This is a genomic window from Chryseobacterium daecheongense, assembly GCA_027920525.1.
Lineage (GTDB): Bacteria > Bacteroidota > Bacteroidia > Flavobacteriales > Weeksellaceae > Chryseobacterium > Chryseobacterium proteolyticum.
This window is the reverse complement of the sequence record CP115858.1, coordinates 4,665,812-4,686,127: the sequence shown is the minus strand read 5'-3', so window position 1 is coordinate 4,686,127 and position 20,316 is coordinate 4,665,812. Positions and strand designations below refer to the sequence as shown.

The 20,316-nt window shown below is 35.9% G+C and carries 20 protein-coding genes; 10 read left to right on the top strand and 10 right to left on the bottom strand.

Annotated features, from left to right (window positions below):
- Window positions 1–89: 89 nt before the first annotated feature.
- The 4 genes from PFY10_21005 to PFY10_20990 all read right to left on the bottom strand — a co-directional run bounded on the left by PFY10_21005 (window position 90) and on the right by PFY10_20990 (window position 2,998).
- Window positions 90–641 (bottom strand): DNA-3-methyladenine glycosylase I, encoded by a 552-nt coding sequence (locus PFY10_21005; protein WBV56665.1) that lies wholly within the window; start codon window positions 639–641, stop codon window positions 90–92.
- Window positions 641–958 carry a MazG-like protein gene (locus PFY10_21000; GenBank protein ID WBV56664.1) on the bottom strand — a complete coding sequence of 106 codons (318 nt, stop codon included), beginning with the start codon at window positions 956–958 and terminating at the stop codon, window positions 641–643. Before PFY10_21000 ends, PFY10_21005 begins: the two co-directional genes overlap by 1 nt.
- Complete coding sequence (locus tag PFY10_20995) at window positions 958–1,878, bottom strand: helix-turn-helix transcriptional regulator (GenBank protein ID WBV56663.1); 921 nt, start codon at window positions 1,876–1,878, stop codon at window positions 958–960. Before PFY10_20995 ends, PFY10_21000 begins: the two co-directional genes overlap by 1 nt.
- 283 nt (window positions 1,879–2,161) lie before the next feature.
- The gene (locus tag PFY10_20990) at window positions 2,162–2,998 is read right to left on the bottom strand and encodes an SDR family oxidoreductase (GenBank protein ID WBV56662.1); all 837 of its coding nucleotides are present in this window, start codon (window positions 2,996–2,998) and stop codon (window positions 2,162–2,164) included.
- Window positions 2,999–3,187: 189 nt separating this feature from the next.
- Between PFY10_20990 and PFY10_20985 the strand changes: the two genes are divergently transcribed.
- The 3 genes from PFY10_20985 to PFY10_20975 are packed head-to-tail and all read left to right on the top strand — an operon-like array spanning window position 3,188 to window position 5,586.
- Entirely contained in the window at window positions 3,188–4,102 is a 915-nt protein-coding gene (locus PFY10_20985) for an alpha/beta hydrolase (GenBank protein ID WBV56661.1), read from the top strand.
- Between the two features lie 39 nt (window positions 4,103–4,141).
- Complete coding sequence (locus PFY10_20980; protein WBV56660.1) at window positions 4,142–4,546, top strand: hypothetical protein; 405 nt, start codon at window positions 4,142–4,144, stop codon at window positions 4,544–4,546.
- Window positions 4,547–4,575: 29 nt separating this feature from the next.
- Window positions 4,576–5,586 carry a quinol oxidase gene (locus tag PFY10_20975; protein WBV56659.1) on the top strand — a complete coding sequence of 337 codons (1,011 nt, stop codon included), beginning with the start codon at window positions 4,576–4,578 and terminating at the stop codon, window positions 5,584–5,586.
- A 54-nt stretch (window positions 5,587–5,640) separates the two neighbouring features.
- Here the strand turns inward: PFY10_20975 and PFY10_20970 are convergent, their stop codons facing one another.
- The 5 genes from PFY10_20970 to PFY10_20950 form a co-directional block, all read right to left on the bottom strand.
- The gene (locus tag PFY10_20970) at window positions 5,641–7,218 is read right to left on the bottom strand and encodes a DHA2 family efflux MFS transporter permease subunit (GenBank protein ID WBV56658.1); all 1,578 of its coding nucleotides are present in this window, start codon (window positions 7,216–7,218) and stop codon (window positions 5,641–5,643) included.
- 163 nt (window positions 7,219–7,381) lie between these two features.
- On the bottom strand, window positions 7,382–8,494 hold the full coding sequence (locus tag PFY10_20965) for an HlyD family secretion protein (protein ID WBV56657.1): 1,113 nt from the start codon (window positions 8,492–8,494) through the stop codon (window positions 7,382–7,384).
- Window positions 8,495–8,509: 15 nt separating this feature from the next.
- Complete coding sequence (locus tag PFY10_20960) at window positions 8,510–9,826, bottom strand: TolC family protein (GenBank protein WBV56656.1); 1,317 nt, start codon at window positions 9,824–9,826, stop codon at window positions 8,510–8,512.
- On the bottom strand, window positions 9,810–10,436 hold the full coding sequence (locus PFY10_20955; GenBank protein WBV56655.1) for a TetR/AcrR family transcriptional regulator: 627 nt from the start codon (window positions 10,434–10,436) through the stop codon (window positions 9,810–9,812). Before PFY10_20955 ends, PFY10_20960 begins: the two co-directional genes overlap by 17 nt.
- A gap of 415 nt (window positions 10,437–10,851) precedes the next feature.
- Window positions 10,852–11,970, bottom strand: coding sequence for a DNA polymerase III subunit delta' (locus tag PFY10_20950; protein WBV56654.1), 1,119 nt, complete (start codon window positions 11,968–11,970; stop codon window positions 10,852–10,854).
- Window positions 11,971–12,175: 205 nt separating this feature from the next.
- Here PFY10_20950 and PFY10_20945 point away from each other — a divergent pair, with 205 nt between their 5' ends.
- The 5 genes from PFY10_20945 (at window position 12,176) to PFY10_20925 (ending at window position 17,274) form a co-directional block, all read left to right on the top strand.
- Window positions 12,176–12,604: an organic hydroperoxide resistance protein gene (locus PFY10_20945; GenBank protein ID WBV56653.1), complete on the top strand. Its 429-nt coding sequence runs from the start codon at window positions 12,176–12,178 to the stop codon at window positions 12,602–12,604.
- Between the two features lie 93 nt (window positions 12,605–12,697).
- The gene (locus PFY10_20940; protein ID WBV56652.1) at window positions 12,698–14,017 is read left to right on the top strand and encodes an aldehyde dehydrogenase family protein; all 1,320 of its coding nucleotides are present in this window, start codon (window positions 12,698–12,700) and stop codon (window positions 14,015–14,017) included.
- 341 nt (window positions 14,018–14,358) lie between these two features.
- Window positions 14,359–15,633 (top strand): hypothetical protein, encoded by a 1,275-nt coding sequence (locus PFY10_20935; protein WBV56651.1) that lies wholly within the window; start codon window positions 14,359–14,361, stop codon window positions 15,631–15,633.
- Window position 15,634: 1 nt separating this feature from the next.
- Complete coding sequence (lptC, locus tag PFY10_20930; GenBank protein WBV56650.1) at window positions 15,635–16,225, top strand: LPS export ABC transporter periplasmic protein LptC; 591 nt, start codon at window positions 15,635–15,637, stop codon at window positions 16,223–16,225.
- Between the two features lie 5 nt (window positions 16,226–16,230).
- Complete coding sequence (locus tag PFY10_20925; protein WBV56649.1) at window positions 16,231–17,274, top strand: anhydro-N-acetylmuramic acid kinase; 1,044 nt, start codon at window positions 16,231–16,233, stop codon at window positions 17,272–17,274.
- Window positions 17,275–17,303: 29 nt separating this feature from the next.
- On the opposite strand, the gene PFY10_20920 is transcribed toward PFY10_20925, so the two are convergent.
- Complete coding sequence (locus PFY10_20920; protein WBV56648.1) at window positions 17,304–17,693, bottom strand: SRPBCC family protein; 390 nt, start codon at window positions 17,691–17,693, stop codon at window positions 17,304–17,306.
- 570 nt (window positions 17,694–18,263) lie between these two features.
- Between PFY10_20920 and PFY10_20915 the strand changes: the two genes are divergently transcribed.
- Both PFY10_20915 and PFY10_20910 read left to right on the top strand, forming a co-directional pair.
- Window positions 18,264–19,625 carry a hypothetical protein gene (locus PFY10_20915; protein WBV56647.1) on the top strand — a complete coding sequence of 454 codons (1,362 nt, stop codon included), beginning with the start codon at window positions 18,264–18,266 and terminating at the stop codon, window positions 19,623–19,625.
- A gap of 19 nt (window positions 19,626–19,644) precedes the next feature.
- Window positions 19,645–20,226, top strand: coding sequence for a hypothetical protein (locus PFY10_20910; GenBank protein WBV56646.1), 582 nt, complete (start codon window positions 19,645–19,647; stop codon window positions 20,224–20,226).
- The last annotated feature ends 90 nt before the right edge of the window (window positions 20,227–20,316 follow it).

The following is a 20,316-nucleotide window of genomic DNA, read 5'->3' as shown; positions in this document are numbered from 1 at the left end:
CGAAGTTTCCGTCTATACTAAAGAGGGGTATTCGTAGGGTTTTCTGTTACTATCAGAAAATAAAATATTGTTTTTACAGGCTTCCTGATTTAACCTTTTTGCCACATGGGATTATGTTTCAGGATGGTTTTGTATACAGAGCAGTTTTCTGTATGGGCACCACCCAGATAACCAATACTCATCAGGAATTCATTGACGATTTCTCCACCTGTGAATTTAAATGTTTTTTTAAAAAGCTTCATCCATTCCTGTAAAGTTTTGGGATGATGATGTTCCAGCCATTTTTCAAATGATCCGAATTCTTTTTGCAGCTCAATGATTGTTTTGGCATTTTCAATGGCAGCATTCACCTTAAGTTTATTTCTGATGATGCCACTATCATTTAATAGCCTTTCACGATCTTCTTCAGTATATGCGGCTACTTTCTGAATATTAAACTGATCATAGGCATTTCTGAAGCTTTCTTCTTTTTTCAGAATGGTTTCCCAGCTTAATCCTGCCTGATTGATTTCCATTACCAAGCGCCCAAATAATTCATTATCATCATGAATAGGGAATCCATAATGATAATCATGGTATTTTTGGTGTAATGCCTTTCTGCTTTCAGGCTGCATCTTTTCTATGGCTGAACAATAACTCATTAAAATATATTTTCTGTTTTGGTTAAAAATTTCTCTAAAGCATTTTTGATATCAATACCTGTCCGATCTGCTAAGATAATCAACCACCAGATATTTTCTGCTAGTTTATGTTCCAATTCTGCAGAGGCATCTTTTTTAATCCATGTTTTCTCATGTGACATAATATCCCGTCCGACAATGCCGGCATCGGTAAGGTAGGCAAGTGCATCCTGTTCCAGGGTCCATTCACTACCGTTCTGCTGCTTTTCAAGACGGTGGTATTTCTCTCTGATGTCAAGAGCCCTTTCTATGATCTTATCTAAATTATTCTGATCCATTATTCTGATTTTTGAAGGGATTGTCTGTATTGATTAGGTGTCTGTCTTGTCTTATTTTTGAACAGTTTACTGAATGACTGCGGATGCTCGAACCCCAATTGATAAGCTGTTTCGGAAACTGACAATTGAGCTTCGGACAAATATTCTTTAGCCTTTTCAATAAGCTTTTCGTGAATATGTTGCTGTGCGTTCTGCCCTGTATGGTGTCTGAGCATATCACTCAGGTATCTTGGTGTAAGATTTAGCTGTGACGCAATATATTCTACTGTTGGCAGTCCTTTTATTCCTTTTTCCCGATCAAAATAATCATCAAGTAAAGCCTCCATCCTTGAAAGAAGGTCATTATTTACCGCCTTCCGTGTAATGAACTGGCGATTATAAAAGCGATTGCTGTAGGTAAGCAGCAACTCAATCTGCGAAATAATAACATCCTGGCTAAACTGATCTATCCTTTCATTTAATTCATTCTTAATGCTTTCAAAAACATCGAGAATTGCTTTCTTTTCATTTTCGGAAAGATACAATGCTTCCGAAGTTGCGTAAGAAAAGAAACCGTAATTTTTAATTTTTTTCATTAAAGAATATGGTCTTATAAAATCCGGATGAATATGCAGGGACATGCCACTATAACTCCTTTCCTCCTGTTCCATAATAAGAACCTGCCCTGGAGATACAAAAGAAAGACCTCCTTCCTCAAAGTCATAATATCCCTGGCCATAACGGATTTTACCGTTGAAATTGGTTTTAAATGAGATTTTATAAAAATCCGATTTTGTCCCCTGTTCAAAGGTTTTCGGATCGAAGCACGTTTCATCATAATTGATAATTGTGATAAGAGGATGTTTGGGTGCAGAAAGTCCCATCGCTTCATGTAAAGCTGACAGAGATCGGAAATGAACGGGTGACTGATTCGTTTTCATAGTACAAAGATAAGGTGGGTTTGTGACAACTGTTAGTCAGTAGGAATGTGAAATTTGATGAATTGATGATTGATGATTGATAGTTGATAGTTGATAGTTGATAGTTGATAGTTGATAGTTGAAGGTAGTAAATTATAGGTTGTGAAAATAAAGATTTTGCATATTTAACATTACAGCTATTTACTCTAACTTATTTAATTGCAATTCATTAGTAAAGCCCGCAACATCTAACATCTAACATCTAACATCTAACATCTAACATCTAACATCTAACATTTAACATCTAAGTTCTAACCTCTAATTTCTTCTCTTCCCCAAACAAAAAGCCGGATTTTATTTTGTGAACATGATTTTCCACCCCGATGGAATTCCGGTCATTGTAAAGGGCATTAGCATCTTTGCCGGCAACATACCTCAGCTGATCTTTACCATCAGTTGCCGCTTCATAAATAACGTGGGCAATATCTTCTGGTTTTGAGTAATTGGATACCTGATCCGGACTGTAGCCTTCCTGTACTTTTTCTGTCAATTGGCGATAAGCGCTATGCTGGGCTCCATCTAAGGAACGGCCAGCAAAATCCGTTTGTATTCCTCCCGGAGCCACTACTTTAACCTGAACCCCAAATTGAGCCAGCTCGTAACCCATACTTTCCGAGAAACCGTCTACTGCAAATTTTGTCGCACTATAAATAGAGCATGTAGGAAAACCCATTAAACCGAAACTGGATGTGATATTAATCAAAACCCCTTCTTTTCTTTCTCTGAAGTACGGAGTAAAAGTCTTCGTAATCCGGATTACTCCCATGAGATTGGTTTCAATCTGTTTTTTAATCTGTTCATCTGTAAAGGCTTCTAAAGGGCCTACCAAACCATATCCGGCATTATTCACAACCACATGAATCTCCGTTTCGGAAAGAACCTTTGCAATCGTTGATTCCAGCTGTTCTTTATTGGTAACGTCCAGTCCGATAACGGAAACATTTTCTAATGCTGTGAGTTCAGTTTCATTTTCGGGGTTTCTCATGGTCGCAATGACATTCCATCCCTGGCTTTGAAATAGCTGAGCTGTTGCTTTCCCTAATCCAGATGAAGCTCCTGTGATAAAAATTGTTTTTTGCATTGTTCTGATTTTATGATACAAAGGTCTTTAGAAATTAAAAATTAAAAGTAGCCATATTGAGTATCGTTGTAGCTATTTTGACGAATTACAGAATTTTTTATCATAAATTAAATGACAGGAAAATGTAATACTTCTTTATTATTAATTATTTTATCTTTACCCATCTTCTTATATTTATATCCGACTGCTATGAAACAGGTTATTTCAGTTCTTTTCCTCTTATTTGTATGCTCATTGAATGCACAGGCAATTTATTCCAGGGATTACGGAAACAAGGAAAATCCGCCTGTTATTTTTATTCATGGCGGACCCAGCGGAAATGCTACATTATTTGAAGGAACTACAGCTGAGGCATTGTCTAATAAAGGGTTTTATGTAATTGTTTACGACAGACGTGGTGAAGGACGATCGAAAGATGACCAGGCAACAATGACTTTTAAAGAAAGTTTTGATGATTTGCTCAATATTTACAAACTGTATGGTCTGAATAAAGCAAATATTCTGGGACATAGTTTTGGAGGGATCATAGCGACTTTATTTACGAATCAATATCCTCAAAAAGTAAGCTCATTAACGCTTGCAGGTGCTTTGTTTTCGCAACAGGAAACCTATGATCATATTCTGAAAGAAGCCAGGGAAAAATTTAAGAATGATCCATCAAAATTAAAGCAGATTACAGACATTGAAGGTTTACCGAAAAACTCCGCAGAGTACAGAAAAAGCTGCTATAATATTGCGGGTGATATGAATTTCTTTTCCATGCCCAATCCAACACCCAAAAGCCGGCAGCTCAGAAATGAATACGAAGCAGGTGATTTTTATAAACAGAATTACAGAAACCCTGATTCACCTCTGAAATTCTATAAAAATGAAAGCCGGAATAATCTTAATAATATCAGTGTTTTAAAAAATATAAAAAAGAAGGATGTCCCTATCTTTGCGGTCTATGGAAAGAATGATGCTATATTTTCTGAAAAGCAGATCAATGATCTTCAAACAATAGTAGGAAAAGAGAACTTCGATCTTATTGACAACTGCTCTCACTATTTATTTGTAGACCAGCAGGATGAGTTTTTAAAATTTATGGTTGAGCATCTGCATTAAATTCTTTCATTCCATTATAAAAACTTAGTTTTGCAGATCATGCAGGACTACAAAATACATACGAGAACCTACAAAACAATCATTATCATGCTTGTTTTGATGTTTTCATTATCTCCCTGTTCTGTAAAAAGGGACCTGTTAGGTATTTTCGATATCCAATATATCAGCCCTTTAAATAAGGTAAGAGTTACTTCCAATCCCGCTTTCAGCTGTGATAGTTTGATTACGAACTCATCACAGAAAACACTTATTTCATCAATACAATCCAAATCGGTAAAAGGCTTTTTCTTTTATTTGCATACTTGCTTACATCCTTTAAAAGAAGGTAAACAAATTTGCAATACCTATTCCGGAACAACTTCAGGAAATAGCCCACCAAGGTATATTTTATTTCAACAATTAAAATTGGATATAGCACAGGAGATTACCTCCGGTCATTTTTAATTTTAATTATTCAGTAAAATATACATTCAATGAAAAATACAACTTACCAGCTTACGGATCATGCTGGTTTATATACATTATCTATCCGTATGGTCATCGGATGGACTTACTTTTCAGCTTTTTGGCGGCGTCTGGTCCTGGAAAATAAACTGGATCCCGAAGTAAAAGGATATATCGGCGAAAAATTCAATCATTTCCTGCCCAATGCTTTGGGGATCAAACCAGCTATAGAATACCTTGTTACTCATCCCGATGCATTGCACACCTCTATGGTAGTTTTTACCATCATAGAAGCGATTGTAGGACTAGCGGTCATTTTTGGATTGTTTACCCGTCTCATGAGCATTGGAATTTTTGGACTGGCTTTAGGAATTCTTCTGGGATCAGGCTGGCTGGGAACAACATGTCTGGACGAATGGCAAATCGGTGTTCTGGGAATTGCGGGTGGGTTCACATTATTTCTTACAGGCAGTGGTCCTTTTTCCCTGGATGACTACTTTTTAAAGAAGAAGATCAGTTTCACTTCTAAAAAATGGTTCCCATGGCTCGCCTCAGGTCATCTCCCTATCCGGAATCCCAGATATTTTGTGCTTACAGGTTCTGTTTTTATTATGGGACTTACCCTCTTTACCAATCAATATTTTCATGGAGGAGTCTGGGGAACTTTGCATAATAAATCAGTTCAACCCAAAGTTGAGATTTCAAATCTTTCCCTTAACCGCAATACCATTCATTTTGAGGTATACAGAACCGAGGGTGCTGACGTCTACGGTTCATTTCTGATCGGTATTCATATTTTAGATAAAGATGGGATAATTTTAAAAGCATTGACCCAGAAAGAACTTTCGGAACTGCAATCGGAAAATATTCAGAATCATTATGTAGCCAGGGTAAAGCCAGGGAAACACAGTCTGATCATTCCGCTTGGAGCCAAGGCAGATCTCAAATTCAATATTGAAGATATCTCAGACAAAAGAAATATGATCCATCGCGTAAAGCTGATTGACATCAGCGGAGCTGAATGGTTTGCTGATCTTTAAACTTTTCAGCATAAAAAAATACCTCCGGATTCCGGAGGTATTTTTAATTTAAATTTAGTGCATGGCTTCACTCAAATCTATTTTTTCTTTACTTTTTCGCTCTTTCACGAAGAGGATAAATGGTATACAAATCAGGAAGGCTACCCCTAAATAAAGGAAAACATCCATATAAGACAGTACCGTTGCCTGTTTTGTTACTGAAAGATCAAGCATTTTATAGGCCGCGTTCAATGCAGCATCAGGAGTCATTCCTTTGGAGATAAAACTTGCTTTCAGTGTTGCTAAACGCTGCTGAACCTCAAAACTATCACTATCGAGATGGGTAATAAGATTCACTCTGTACTTCTGACTTGCATTGGCAATAAAGGTTGTAATGGCAGCAATACCAAAAGAACCACCCAACTGTCTCATCATCCCCGTAAAAGCTGCACCCTGTCCAATTTCCTGACCTTTCAATGTACTTAGCGACAAGGAAGTAATCGGTATGAACAAGAGTCCTAATCCGGCTCCTCTTACAATCAACATCCAGAAAAAGGCTTCTTTACTGGTGTCTGGTGTAAGGATCTTATATCCCCAGAAACTGTAAACAAAGAAAATGAACAATCCTAAGGAAACCAGAATCTGCTGCTTTGCTCCTTTAGAAAGCAATCTCCCGATGATAGGCATCATGAAGGCAGTAGTTAATGCTGCAGGGATCATCAATGCACCCGATTGCAGGGCAGTCCAGCCTAAGATACTTTGAGTGTATAAAGGGACAATAAATGTAGACCCATACAGCCCAAATCCTAATACAAAAGACATCGCCGTTCCGATCCTTAAATTACTGTTCTTCAGAACCCTTAATTCAACAATAGGAAATTTAAAGGTAAGCTCCCTCCAGAGAAACAATATAAATCCTAATACAGCGGTTACGGTAAAGGTAACGATCATTCCACTTGCAAACCAGTCTTCTTCATGACCTCTTTCCAGGATAAACTGTAAAGAACCCACAGTAACGGCTAACAGGGCAATTCCAAGCCAGTCGACATCAGAAGCTTTTCTCTTCTCGGCATATTTGGGACTTTTTACAAATTGTAAAGTCATCAGAGTTGCTGCAATACCAATTGGAATATTGATATAGAAAATATAAGGCCAGCTAAAGTTATCTACAATATATCCTCCTAACGGTGGTCCCAAAGTTGGACCAATGATTACCCCTAAACCATAAATCGCCTGAGCCATACTTCTTTTTTCAACAGGATATGATTCCGTGATAATGGTCTGTGAGGTTACCAATAATGCGCCTCCACCAATACCCTGGCATAATCTGAAGAATACCAGTTCCCAGATATTGGTTGCATTTCCACATAAAAATGAAAATATGGTAAAGATGATAATAGAGGCTGCAAAATAATTCCGACGTCCGAACTGCTGTGACAGCCAGCTCGTCATTGGTACGATAATTACGTTACCTATAGCATAAGCCGTAATTACCCAACCCACTTCAGAAAGTGTAGATCCCAGGTTACCTTTCATTTCATTGAGGGCAACGTTTACAATCGTGGAATCCACAATTTCAAGCAGAGCACAAAGAATAGCTGTGATCGTAATGATCACTCTCCGGGCTCCATATTCTACTAATGAATCTTGCATAGTTAATTTTGTGTGATGTACAATTGTATGAATGTGAAATGATTGATTTAAGGATTGAGAAATTTAAAGATTAAAGATTTCTCAATTGAAAACAAACCCGTTATTATGTTTGCGTAATCTATCTAAATCATAAAAACATTCTACATCAATACATTTTACATATTTATTTTAGCGAAACTTCAGCTTTCACATTCATTCCTGTTCTCAGTTTTTTAGCGATATTCGGATCCAGTTTTACAAAATCAATTTTTACAGGAAGTCTTTGTACCACTTTTACGAAGTTACCACTTGCATTATCCGGAGGCAGGATAGAGAATGTAGCACCGGTTGCAGGTGAGAAAGAGCTTACAACCCCTTCAAATTCCTGATCAGGGAAAGCATCAATTTCTATTTTCACTTTTTGTCCCTCAACCATTTTGTCAACCTGAGTTTCTTTAAAGTTCGCAACCACCCATTTTTGGTCATTTTTCACTACACTGAATAACTGCGCACCTGCTTGAAGATATTGTCCAACCTGAATCGGAACTTTTCCTACATATCCGTCTTCAGAAGCCAGAATAATTGTGTAAGACAAGTTTAATCTTGCATTTTCCACATCTACCTGTCTTTGTTGTGCCACTGAATTGGCTACACTTATCTGTTGAGAACTAGCTGCAGTCTGAGAAGAAGCAATACCTGTCTGCTGAGCGATCTGATTTCTCTGCTCCACTAAAACCTGCAACTGCTTATCTGCGGATTGTTTTGCAGCAAGCGCCTGCTCATATTGTTGTTCTGTAATGGAATGATCCTTTACAAGATTAGCATATCTTTTCAGGTCAGAAGAAGTTTTCCAGACATTTACTTTTGCAGCTTCGATCTGGGCATTTGCTGTTGCTACCGCAGCTTCAGAGCTTCCAATGTTTTTAGAAGTAGCTGTTGTAGTAGCCTGAGCAGTTGAAATATTACTTTTTGCTGTTGCCAATGCTGCTTCGGCTTGCTCTAATGCCATTTTCTGGTCTCTGCTATCTAAAATAACCAGAGTATCTCCTTTTTTTACAAACTGATTATCTTTTACTTTTATCTCTTTTACATATCCTGATACTTTAGAAATTACAGGACTCATATTGGATGCAATCTGGGCGTCATCCGTTTCTTCATGCACCTGTCCGTAAGAATAAGTTCTATATCCATAAATTCCACCTCCGATTAACACAACCGCTAAAATGATAGGGAAAACTAAACTTTTCTTCTTTTTTGGTTCTAAGTTCTCTGCTTGTTCTGTTTTATTATTTTCCATTGTGGTATTATTCTTTTATTTAATTGTTAAAGTTCCTGTAGTTTGTAATAGTTTTCTGTAAGCTAATGCGGCATCTGCTTTTGCATTGATCACTCCTACATTGGCTGAGATCTGAGCAGCATCTGCATCCAGGAGTTCGGTCATGGTGGCTAAACCATTATCGAACTTATTTTTAGTAATTCTATAGTTTTCATTAGCCTGAATAGCAGATTTTTCAAATACAGCAATCCTTTGCTTAGAATAGTTTGTATTTTGATATTCTCTGTTTACATCAAGCTTTATATTGTCATTTAAAAGTTCATTGCTTGCTTCCAGTTGTTTTTCTCTCGCCTTGGATTGTCTCAAAGATGAATTCTTCTTCCAGATATTAGCCAGATTATACTGTATCCCTATGCCTACGTTTACGGCATTGTAAACCGTTAAAAAGTTGGGTGCATCTGCTGCAATATACCCTCCTGTTAATGCAATGGTAGGTAAGTTTTCAGCTTTTGCAGCTCTACTTCCCAACTCTGCAGCTCTTCTTTGCTGGCTTAAGGCTTGTAGGTCTTTACGATTTTGCTGAGCCTCATTCAGATAGTAATCCACAGGCTTAGCATCCTCAGCTTCATCTATATAATTGGGATCCACTTCAATAATTGTTGTTTCAGGAATTCCTAGTAACAGGTCCATATTGATGTTTGCAATATTGTAGTTATTTTTGGCTTCCAATAGCTGCAATTCAATATCTGAGGTTTGAAGATTTGCTTTTAAACGGTCATTTCTTGCGATCAATCCATTATTTTCCATTTTAAGAAAAGTCTCATCTCTTTGATTGGAAGCTGTAAGGTTTTCTTCTAAAACCTTGATCGATTGGTTGGCCTTAAACAAATTATTATAAGCCTGGGCAACATTGTAAGCGATGGCAGTTTTATCATTTTCCGTGCTTAGTTTGGATGCCTCCACCAGATATTTTGCAGACTCAATTCCATATTTTATTCTTCCTCCAGCATAAATAGGCATAGATAAATTAGCCTGACCTAAAAATACAGACTTCGGTGAGGCTACTCCACCACCTGATCCGGATTCGTTCAGAAATTTTACATCTACTTTAGCATTCGTTAAACGCATGTACTGCCCCGAAAGCTTAAAATCCGGCAGCTGTTTATTTTTTGCTTCTAAAAGGTCGGCTGTCGCTTCTTCTATTTTAGCGGCATCGATCTTTAGATTCTTGCTGTTTTGGATACCTAACCTCACAGCTTCATCAAGGCTGAGTTGTTTTTTCTCCTGAGCATTTATGTTAGCAATTCCTATAAATAGTGAAAGTGCAATAACGGAATTATTTATTTTCTTCATAACCCAAAAGGTCTTTTAGTAAATATTTTATATGTTTATTAAGTTCTGTGTAGTATTTTTCATCGAAAGCTTCTTCGTCCTCCGTATTATTCAGGAATTCTTTATACATTTCTTTAGCATTGGAAGCGTAAAATAACGTCCCGCTAACTGTAGTATGTAACAAATAAATAAGGGGGTTCTTGGTAAAAATGCCTTTTTCCAAACCACTCTTTAAAATCTGTGAGTACATGGAAAGAAAGCCCATTTTTGTTTGCTTCAGGAATTCTACAATTTGTGGGTTCTCCGCATGGAGCTGCTCACGCTGCATAATCCGGTAAAAGCATCTGTTATTTCTTACCTTTCCTGAAAACACGTCCACTATCTTTTCTATTTTCTCCCATTCATTAATATCTGTTCTCTCCAGAATATCTTTTGAAAAAAACTGGCTTTCATTCATTCTGTATTCTACCAATTTCTCGTAAAGTTTTTCTTTTGAGCCAAAATAATAAGAGATCATAGAAATATTTACATTCGCTGCCTTTGAGATTTCCCTTGTAGAAGTCCCGTCAAAACCTTTTTCAGCAAAAAGCTTTTCTGCAGCAAATAATATATTTTCTTCTTTTGAAATCATGTCACTGCTAATTTTTCAGGCTGCAAATTTACACAAGTTTTGTAAAGAATCAAACGATTGATTGATTTTTTAATATGTTTTTAATTTTACTTAATATAACTTACTGTAAACTAATACATTTTGATTAAATAAAAATACTAATTATAAATAAATTCATAATTAATTAACTATTTAAATATTTGATTTAATTTTTTCAGGTAAAAATTGTCAGAAATACAGCATTGGCCGAAGAAAGAATCTTCAAAAAATGATGTAAATAATTGGAATTATTTAAAATTGAATCTGCCTTCCTTCTTTTATCATAATTATTTGTTTGCTTTTATTCTAATAAAAGTATCTAAGAAACACTTTACCATTCCTTTTTTCAAAACAAAAAAGTCCGGATTATACCGGACTCATATCTTATTTTAAAATTTTATGTTGTTTTATGAATATATCTGGATAGCTTTATTCCGAGGTCTGTCCATATGATTTTAGGATTCCCGTTTCTTGTTAAATTCAGATCGGCAGTACTTACTTCTTCAAGAATATTTTCAATATTGGCACCACTGATAAATTTAGAAAATCCAGCCCAGTTAAAACCATTGGCATTGATCTTTTTATACACCAAATCCTCAGATTGATAGTTTTGCAGTAAAGCTAATCTGAATATTTCAGAACAATAATTCAGAAAGTTTTTCTGCTTCTCACGATTCCACCCGGCTATCTCTCTTGCCCAAAGGATGATATTTTTAAGAAATTCCGGCCTCTTTTTCACCTGGAATGCATCCCGAACCCATTGGATGAAAAGTCGTTCGAACTCTTCATTTTTATTCCCCGATTTTAAAAGTTTTACAGCGTCATTCAGATTTCCCTGAGCTTCATGAACAATTTCCCTGGACTGCTCATCAGATACTGAAAAGTTGTTCCGAAGATAGGTTGCAATATCCATGTCATTAAGTCTGGGAACTTCTACAATCTGTGTTCTGGAAAGTATGGTGGGTAAAATATCGTTTGAATTTTCTGCGGTAAGCAGGATAATGGTTTTAGCAGGTGGCTCTTCCAGGAATTTCAAAAATTTATTGGATGCCGCTACATTCATTTTATCTGCTCTCCATACAACTAGAATTTTAGTTCCGCCTTCAAAGCTCTTAAGAGAAAATTTCTGGTTCTGATCATCTATTTCATCAGCTGAAATAAAAAGCTGTTTGTTTTCAGAATCCAGAAAAGCAGTCCAGTCATCATAACTTGCGTAGGGAGAAGCCAGGATCATTTCGCGAAAATCCTCAAACTTATTTTTGCTTAAAGAGTTCTTGTTATCCGTATATACCGGAAAACTAAAGTGCAGGTCCAAATGATTTAGGTGTTCCACTTTTGAAGCGGCATGCTCATTTTCGCCCTGCAGGATTTCTTTTGCATAAGCTAAAGCCAGAGGAAATGTACCATATCCTTCCTTTCCAATGAAAAGCTGGGCGTGGCTTACTCTGTTTTCTGCAATGCTATCTTTAAGAAGTTTTTTCAGATTGTCTTGTCCGGCAATGTTCTCCCAATTCATGCCTCAAAGATAAAAAATCTTCTCTCAATTCAAGGAAATTTAAGATGATCTATTGATTAAAATAATTTTCAAAAACTGGAAAATCCGCTTAGGAGTTCGTAATTATAGTCTTTGTCAATAATCTTATTTATGTAATTCATTAATTAAATTGTATGCAATTTAATTTTTAGCAATACATTTGCTGTATCAAAAATAAACTCACATTATGAAAGTATTGTATAGTATTGGCGCTACAGCCACAGGAGGAAGAAACGGACATGTAAAAAGCGAAAACGAAGTATTGGATCTTGAAGTAAGAATGCCAAAGGGTCTTGGTGGTACAAATGATGACTACGCCAATCCGGAGATGTTATTTGCTGCAGGATATTCGGCATGCTTTGACAGTGCCCTCAACCTGGTCATCAAACAGAATAGGATAAAAACAGGAGAAACTACCGTTACAGCAAAAGTAAGTCTTGGACAGATTGAAAATGGAGGCTTTGGTCTCGCAGTTGATTTACATGCTAATATTCCAGGAGTATCTATGGAAGAGGCCCGCTCTTTAATTGAAAAAGCACATCAGGTTTGTCCTTATTCTAATGCAACCAGAGGAAATATTGAAGTTAATTTAAGTGTAACAACGGCTGAGTCTTAAATTAATCGTGGAGCCTTTATCTGATATCAGTTTAAAATGAATAATTTAGATAAAACTTTCACCAAGATTAATAGATCATTATAAAATAGTACTATGACACCAGAATCAGAACAAAAAATTAAGGAGGTTTTTGAAAAGCAAAAGGCATTTTTTAAAACCAATAAGACCAAAAATATTGAATTCAGAAAGGAGCAGCTAAGAAAATTTCGTGAAGTATTTCTTAACCACACGGATGCATTATGTGAAGCTTTGGACATTGACCTGGGAAAAAGCAGAAAAGAGGCAGAATATGTAGAAATTCAGATCGTATCCAGTGAACTGGATTATTTACTGGAAAACATTGATGAATGGGCAAAACCCACTCCGGTAGAATCCAAACCTCATCCTTCAGGAGCAAAAATTGTGAGCAAAATAACATATCAGCCTTATGGTGTAAATTATATTATAGGACCTTTCAATTATCCTGTCCAGCTCACTTTCAGCCCTTTGATCGGTGCATTGATTGCCGGAAATACAGCAATTATCAAACCTTCTGAAAACACTCCTCATGTGGCAAAGGTAATCGAGAAAATTATAGATGAAGCTTTTGATGAATCCTATGTTAAAGTATTCCAGGGAGCTATAGAGGAAAATACATTGCTATTAAGTCTTCCTTTCGATTATATATTCTTTACGGGAAGCCCCAATGTAGGTAAGATTGTCATGAAAGCCGCCGCAGAACAGCTGATTCCGCTTACTCTGGAGTTGGGAGGCAAATCACCAACGATAGTACACAAAGATGCTGACCTCGATAAAGCTGTGTCCAGAATTTCCTATGGAAAATGGATCAATTGTGGGCAGACCTGTGTAGCCCCTGATTATATTTACATCCATGAATCTGTAAAAGACAGCTTTATAAATAAATTTATAGCTTACCTTAAAACGACTTATCCTGAAGGATCTTTAGGAAAAATAGGAAAAATCGTTAATACCAATCAGATCAAACATCTTTCAGGTTATCTGGACGCTGCACCAGAAAAAGTAATTTACGGAGGAGCATATGATTCTGAAACCCGTCATTTCGAAGCAACCTTAATGGATCAGGTGACCTGGGATGATCAGGTGATGCAGCAGGAAATTTTCGGTCCTATATTGCCCATCATGACCTATACTGACATTGATGTCGCTTTGGAAGAAATCAACAATCGCCCCAAGCCTCTGGCTTTATATGTTTTTTCTGAAAGTGAAGAATTTGCCAATGATGTTTTAAACCGTACCACAAGTGGTGATGCTGAAATCAACAGCGCCATCATCCATGTAGGCTCTCATTTTCTGCCTTTCGGAGGCGTAGGAACTTCCGGCATAGGAAAATATCACGGAAAGTTCAGTTTCCAGGCCTTCAGCCATAGCAGATCGGTTCTGGAAGTATTATAAGCTCAATTATTAATTGACAATACATAAAAAGTTGGAAGGCAGTTTTCTTTGTGGAAAACTGCCTTTTACAATTACAAAAATCAGATTAAGCAACGTCTATTTACAGCACAGCTCTTCTTTTCATTAATGTAATCAACTATTATTGTGAAAGATGTATAGTTGCAGGAATCCTGACAATTCCATCCGTAGAAAAAAAGAAGCTCACTTCGGCTAAATTTATTTTTATAACAAAAAATCAGCTTTTGATTTAAAGATAATTCCCCTTAACAAACTTTAACCTCATGAAATTTTTACAATTCATTAATATTTAAGATATTTGCGCATTATTTTAAAAATAAAGAATGAAAAAAATCTTTGTACTATCATTCATTTCTGTTGGCTATTTCCTTAATGCGCAGAGTTTAAGTAATTCACCATATGCAACTTACGGAATCGGGGATGTAAAATATGATAATACGATTGAAACAGCTTCTATGGGTGGCATTTCAACGGCTTTTATAAGTGATTTCACGAGTAATTTCAATTTTGCCAATCCAGCAAACAATACGAATTTCGAACTGACCAGTATTAAGCTTGAAGCGACGAACGAAAACAACTATTTTAAAACGAATTATAACAATACGAAGTCTACCAAACATTCTACGTATTTATCCAATATTTCATTAGCATTTCCTATCTCCTCAAAGGTGAAAATGGGATTATCTTATCAACCTTACAGCTCAAAGAGCTATGATATTGTTAATACCAGCACTACCACTGATGGAACTGTTTTTGCCAACCGGTTTAAAGGAACAGGAACATTAAATACAGCACAGATAGCTGCGTCTTATAAAGTAAGCAATGAATTTGCTTTAGGTTTAAGAGCGAATTATTATTTCGGTAATCTGTATGATCTTAACGAGATCACTACTGCTGATAGTCAATTGATCAATGGATACGAGACCAAAAATAATGTTCGAAACTTTAATTTTACTTTAGGGACAAGCTACCAGCATTTGAATACCCGTACTGATAAAAAACTAACCATTGGTGCCACTACTACTTTTGGAAACACAAGTAATATGACTACCGATTATACAAACAGTACTTATTTCTATGCTGCCGACGTGAAAAAAGAGGAGCAGATTATAGAACAGAAAAGCACAAGCTCTAAAAATCTTTTACCCGTACAAGCCTCTTTAGGGGTTGGATATGGAAGTGAAAACCAATGGTTCGTTTCGGGCCAGATTGATTATAAAAAAGGAGAAACCATTTCTTATTTTGGAAAAACATTTGATTTCCAGGATACCTACAGAATATCTGCCGGTGGTTGGTATTTACCTAACTACAATAACTTCAGAAACTATTTCTCAAGAGTAGTATACCGTTATGGTGCATTCTATGAAAGAGGAGGTTTGAAGATCGGTAATAACAGCATTAACAAATTTGGTATTTCAGCAGGGGTAATGCTTCCGTTCAAAACCAGTAGTATAACGAGAATGAGTGGATTGGAACTGGGTATCGAGCTTGGTAAGCGCGGAACTTTAAAAGACAACCTGATCAACCAGAATTTCATCAACCTGAGGGTAGGATTTAATTTTGCTGACAAGTGGTTCAGAAAGAGTTTATACAACTAAAATGAAGTTTAAAAACTTATCATATAAAAAAAATATAGCATGCCTTTTTAGTTGTGCTATATTTTTTATATTGACATCCTGTGAAGAGGATCTTACCAAACGAAACGGCAATCAAAGCAAAAATTTCCCTTCACAGATCATTAATAATGCCCGTATCATCCAGAGAGATTCCGGATTCGTCACACTAAAGGCGTTAGCCCCTATTATTGAAAAGTACGAGCTCATAGATAGCCCGTATGTAGTTGCCCGAAAAGGAATCAATATTGAATTTTTTGATAAGAAAAAGCCCAAGGTACCGGGAAAAATTACTGCCAAATACGCGCGGATCTTCGAATATAAAAAATTCTATGAGGCAAAAGGTAATGTGAGAATTACCACCAACGAAGGACAAAGATTTGCCATGCAAAGCATCTACTGGGATCAGAGGAAAAACCGTATTTACACCAAAGATACCGTATATGTAACGATGGAAGATGGCTCTACGCTTGTAGGCGCCAACGGAATGACCGCCAAGGATGACTTCTCTGAATATACTTTCTTTAACAGTTCCGGAGATTTCAGCTCTAAACAACTGTCCGAATCCAAAAAATAATTTCTATGATTTTCCGAGCGATAGGTTTAATGTCGGGTACCAGTTTAGATGGACTGGATATTTGCTTTGTCCGGTTTGAAAAGCAGGAGCAGTGGAGTTTTCAGATTGTAATTGCCGAAACCATTCCCTACCCTGAGACCTGGGAAGAGCAACTGAGGAATTCTATTCATCTATCCGCTGAAGAACTCCTGGAGCTCAATGCTGAATACGGCTTCTATCTGGGAAAACAGGTTCATCAGTTTATAGAAACTCATCAATTAAAAAACATTGACCTTATCGCCTCTCACGGGCACACCGTTTTTCATCAGCCTCAGAAAAAGTTCACCCTACAAATCGGAGATGGAAGAGCCATAAAGCTTGAAACGGGATTACCTGTTATTTATGATTTCAGGACACAGGACGTTTTGATGGGTGGAAATGGAGCTCCCCTGGTCCCGATTGGTGACGAACTATTGTTCTCAACATATGACGCATGTCTTAACCTGGGAGGATTTTCAAATATCTCATTTCAGTCTCATCATAGAAGAATAGCATTTGATATCGTTCCGGTAAATATTGTTCTGAACAAATTAGCTGAACAGTCAGGTAAACGTTTTGATGAAAATGGTGAACTTGCCCAAAAAGGAACTGTTAACAAAGCTTTACTGGACAAGCTAAGCTCAATCCATTTCTATAGACAGCCATACCCTAAATCCCTTGGTATAGAATGGTGCAATGAAAATATCTTTAACAGTTTTAAAAATATTGAAACCCTTGATCTGCTGGCAACCTTCACTGAGCATATTGCCGAACAAATTTCTCAAGTTATCAATGAGAATGCCTTGAAAAACATTCTTTTTACCGGTGGCGGAACCCATAATTCTTATCTGATTGAAAAGATAAAGGCAAAAACAAAAGCAGAAATTGTTATTCCTGAAAAACAGCTTATAGATTATAAAGAAGCATTGATCTTTGCGTTTATGGGGATCTTACGACTCAACCAGCAAGTGAATGTATTATCCTCTGCTACGGGTAGCTTTAAAGATCACAGCTCCGGTATCATTGCATAAAAAAACCTCCATTTCTGAAGGTTTATATATTACTTGTAAGCTTCTATCTTATCCGTTAAGGTATTGATAAAATTCTGAAGAGGCTTCTCAACCATCATTTTTATAAATGGATTAAACTTACCCTCAAAAAGCATTTGTACTTCCGTTTGGCTGTCATTGACAGGGTTTAAAGCTGCTGTTAATGAAAAATCCAGACTTGAACTTGCCGATTTCAAAACAGCTTTTTGGTCTGTAACTTCATCTATTTTTAAAGCAATTTCCGGCATCCCCTGCAGTCCAAATTTAAATCCATCTTCTCTGCTTTCAAACTTTTGAAGTCCGTCCGGCATAAATTCTTTATAGTTGTCTGGTGTTTTTAATAGTTCCGCCAACTCTTTAGATGATTTATTGACAATAATTTTTCGTCCTTCTAAATTCATTTTTTATTTTTGTATTTAAATTCTTTGATATAAAGTTTTACATTATATTCATAATTGACTACTTATCAATATATTACACAACTCAGTAAAACAGTGCAGTAAAAAATTATCCAAACAAAATAGATAATTTTGAAGCTCGCATATTTTCACCTTAAAATTTAAATGAAAAATCGTACATCTATATTTACCACTGCAACAAAAGTATAAAAAAAAACTTTAAAGGCATCAATTCTGAGAGTTCTTTTGATGAAACAATTCTAAAAGATAAATCTTTCAAAAACATTGTAGAAAAAGAAATAGGAAGGTTGGAAGCCTAGCAAAATATAGTAAAACTTTAATACACTATGCTATTCTTTCTGAACCTATTACATTGTTTGTTCAATAATATATTACATTGGTAAAAGAATTAGCAAGTTATTAAGAATAAATATTAAGACTTAAGCCCTGATAAAAGAATAAGTATAATTAATAGATTTACATATGTAAAAAGCAGTTTAAAACGATACGGAAAACCCCATATTGTGAATTAAAAAAAAATTTTAAATTAGCAACTAAAATTATTAACTGTTTATGAAGAGAAAACTCATTGTATCATTACTTTTATTGGTAATGGGCCTGTTCTTTTTCAATTCCTGTAGAACAGATGAAACAGCGCAGGAAGAAAAAAGAACGGAAAGAGAAAAAATTGGAGCTTTTGCGAGGTTTGAAGAAAACCTTGCCTCTAAAAAGCTCTTGCAAAAGGACGGTTCTGAATATGTGAGTTACCATGAACCTTTCATGAATATCATAAAAACTTTTATGGATAAGAATCCGGATTATTCAAAAAAGTTTAATGAACAAGTAGGAGATGTATATTTTGATTTAAGAAGTCTCACTTACGGAGATGCAAACAAGGGTATTGTCTATCCCATTATGAAAGACGGCAAGGTAAATGCTGCATTATTTGGAATCATAAATCTTGAAAGAGATTGGGTAAACTTTAGTGTATTAAAAAATGACTCTCCTGAGGTACAAAGTATTCTTGCAAAACTTCAGAAAGCTTATGATGCAATGCAACTCTCAAAAGGGAGAGAACAAATGCATGAAGAAGCAATCGAGGAGGTTATTATTACCGTATATCAATCAATACCTGGTCCATCTTACATTTTTTATTATCCATTTTTAGATTATGGAAGTAATGGAGGGAGCGGTGGTCTTGGCGGAGGAATGAGTGGCGGAGGGGCTATTCATGGAGGCGGTGGTGGAACTCCTATAACTCCTCCAAATCCTTGTGAGAAAGCTAAAAATATTTTGAGCAAACCCGATGTACAAGCAAAAATCAAAGAACTAAAGGTTCAAGCCCCTAAGGGTGGCGAAATTGGAGTAAAAATAAAATCAGATGGAACAACTAGTGCTACAATTCCTGGGGGTGCACATGAAGTAGATTTAGGTGATACAGCCGGATACCTGGGCGGTTATCATAATCATACCCCAAATGGCATTAAAATGCTTTCTCCTCCGGATATTATTAAACTTCTAAATTTTTCAATCGCACAACCTAACGGAAATATTGGAGATGGTTTTATGGGTATGATTGCCTCGGAGCCCTGTAGCACATGTCCTAATGGGATTAGATATTACAACTATATGATTAACTTTAGTGGTACTGCACAGGAGTTATCACAGTTTTTGTACAATAATAGTTGGGATATAAAAACCTTAATGAAAGACTATATGAAAAGAGAATCAAAACTTGCTGGAAATTCAGTGTATGTGGATACTTTAGGAGGTGATTTAAATAGTGCTGGACTTCAAAAATTGTTTTTTGACACTTTAAAAAATATGGGTATTGATGGCAAGGTATCTTTACAGAGGATAGAAGATAATGGCACAGTAACAAATATAACACTAAACAGTGATGGTAATAATACAACCGCTACACCGTGTTCTTAAAACATTAAAAAATAAAATTATGAAAATTCACTTTAAAATACTTCTAATTGCGGGATTAATTATAAACTTTATTTCCTGTAAAGCACAACAACAATATCCCTTAAATACAGATTATGAAGACATCCCAAACAATTCATATTTAAAAGACCTAAATCATGAGTTAGATCCATACGTAGGAAAATACAAGGCTAATTATCAAGGAAACGAAATAATAATTTTCATCACAAAAGTAGATAATAAATTAGAAAAAAGTACTCATAAAAGCTATTTTACAGATGCATTAGTAGTAAAATATATAATAAAAAATTCTTCTGGAACAATACTTCAAGATACGCAAAGCATGGTTTTAAATAATGATTCTTATTTTAATATTGTAAGTATTGGAACCAGACCTACACTGGGAGATATAATCTTTATCTATGATGGTACAAATTGTGGTATTGGATGGGGTAAAATAATACTAAAAAAGATTAATTCGAATCAAATATCTTGGGAATATAAGCCAAACAGTTTAGTAATTGATGCTGCAACTTGTCCTCCAAACACTGATAAAACAGTATACTTACCAGAAACAAAGGGCTTAGTATTTACTAAACAATAGAGTTAATTAATCTTAATTAAACATTAAATAGATCTTTACCTAAATTGGTAAAGGTTTATTATTGATGCTCATTGAATAAATCATATCTGA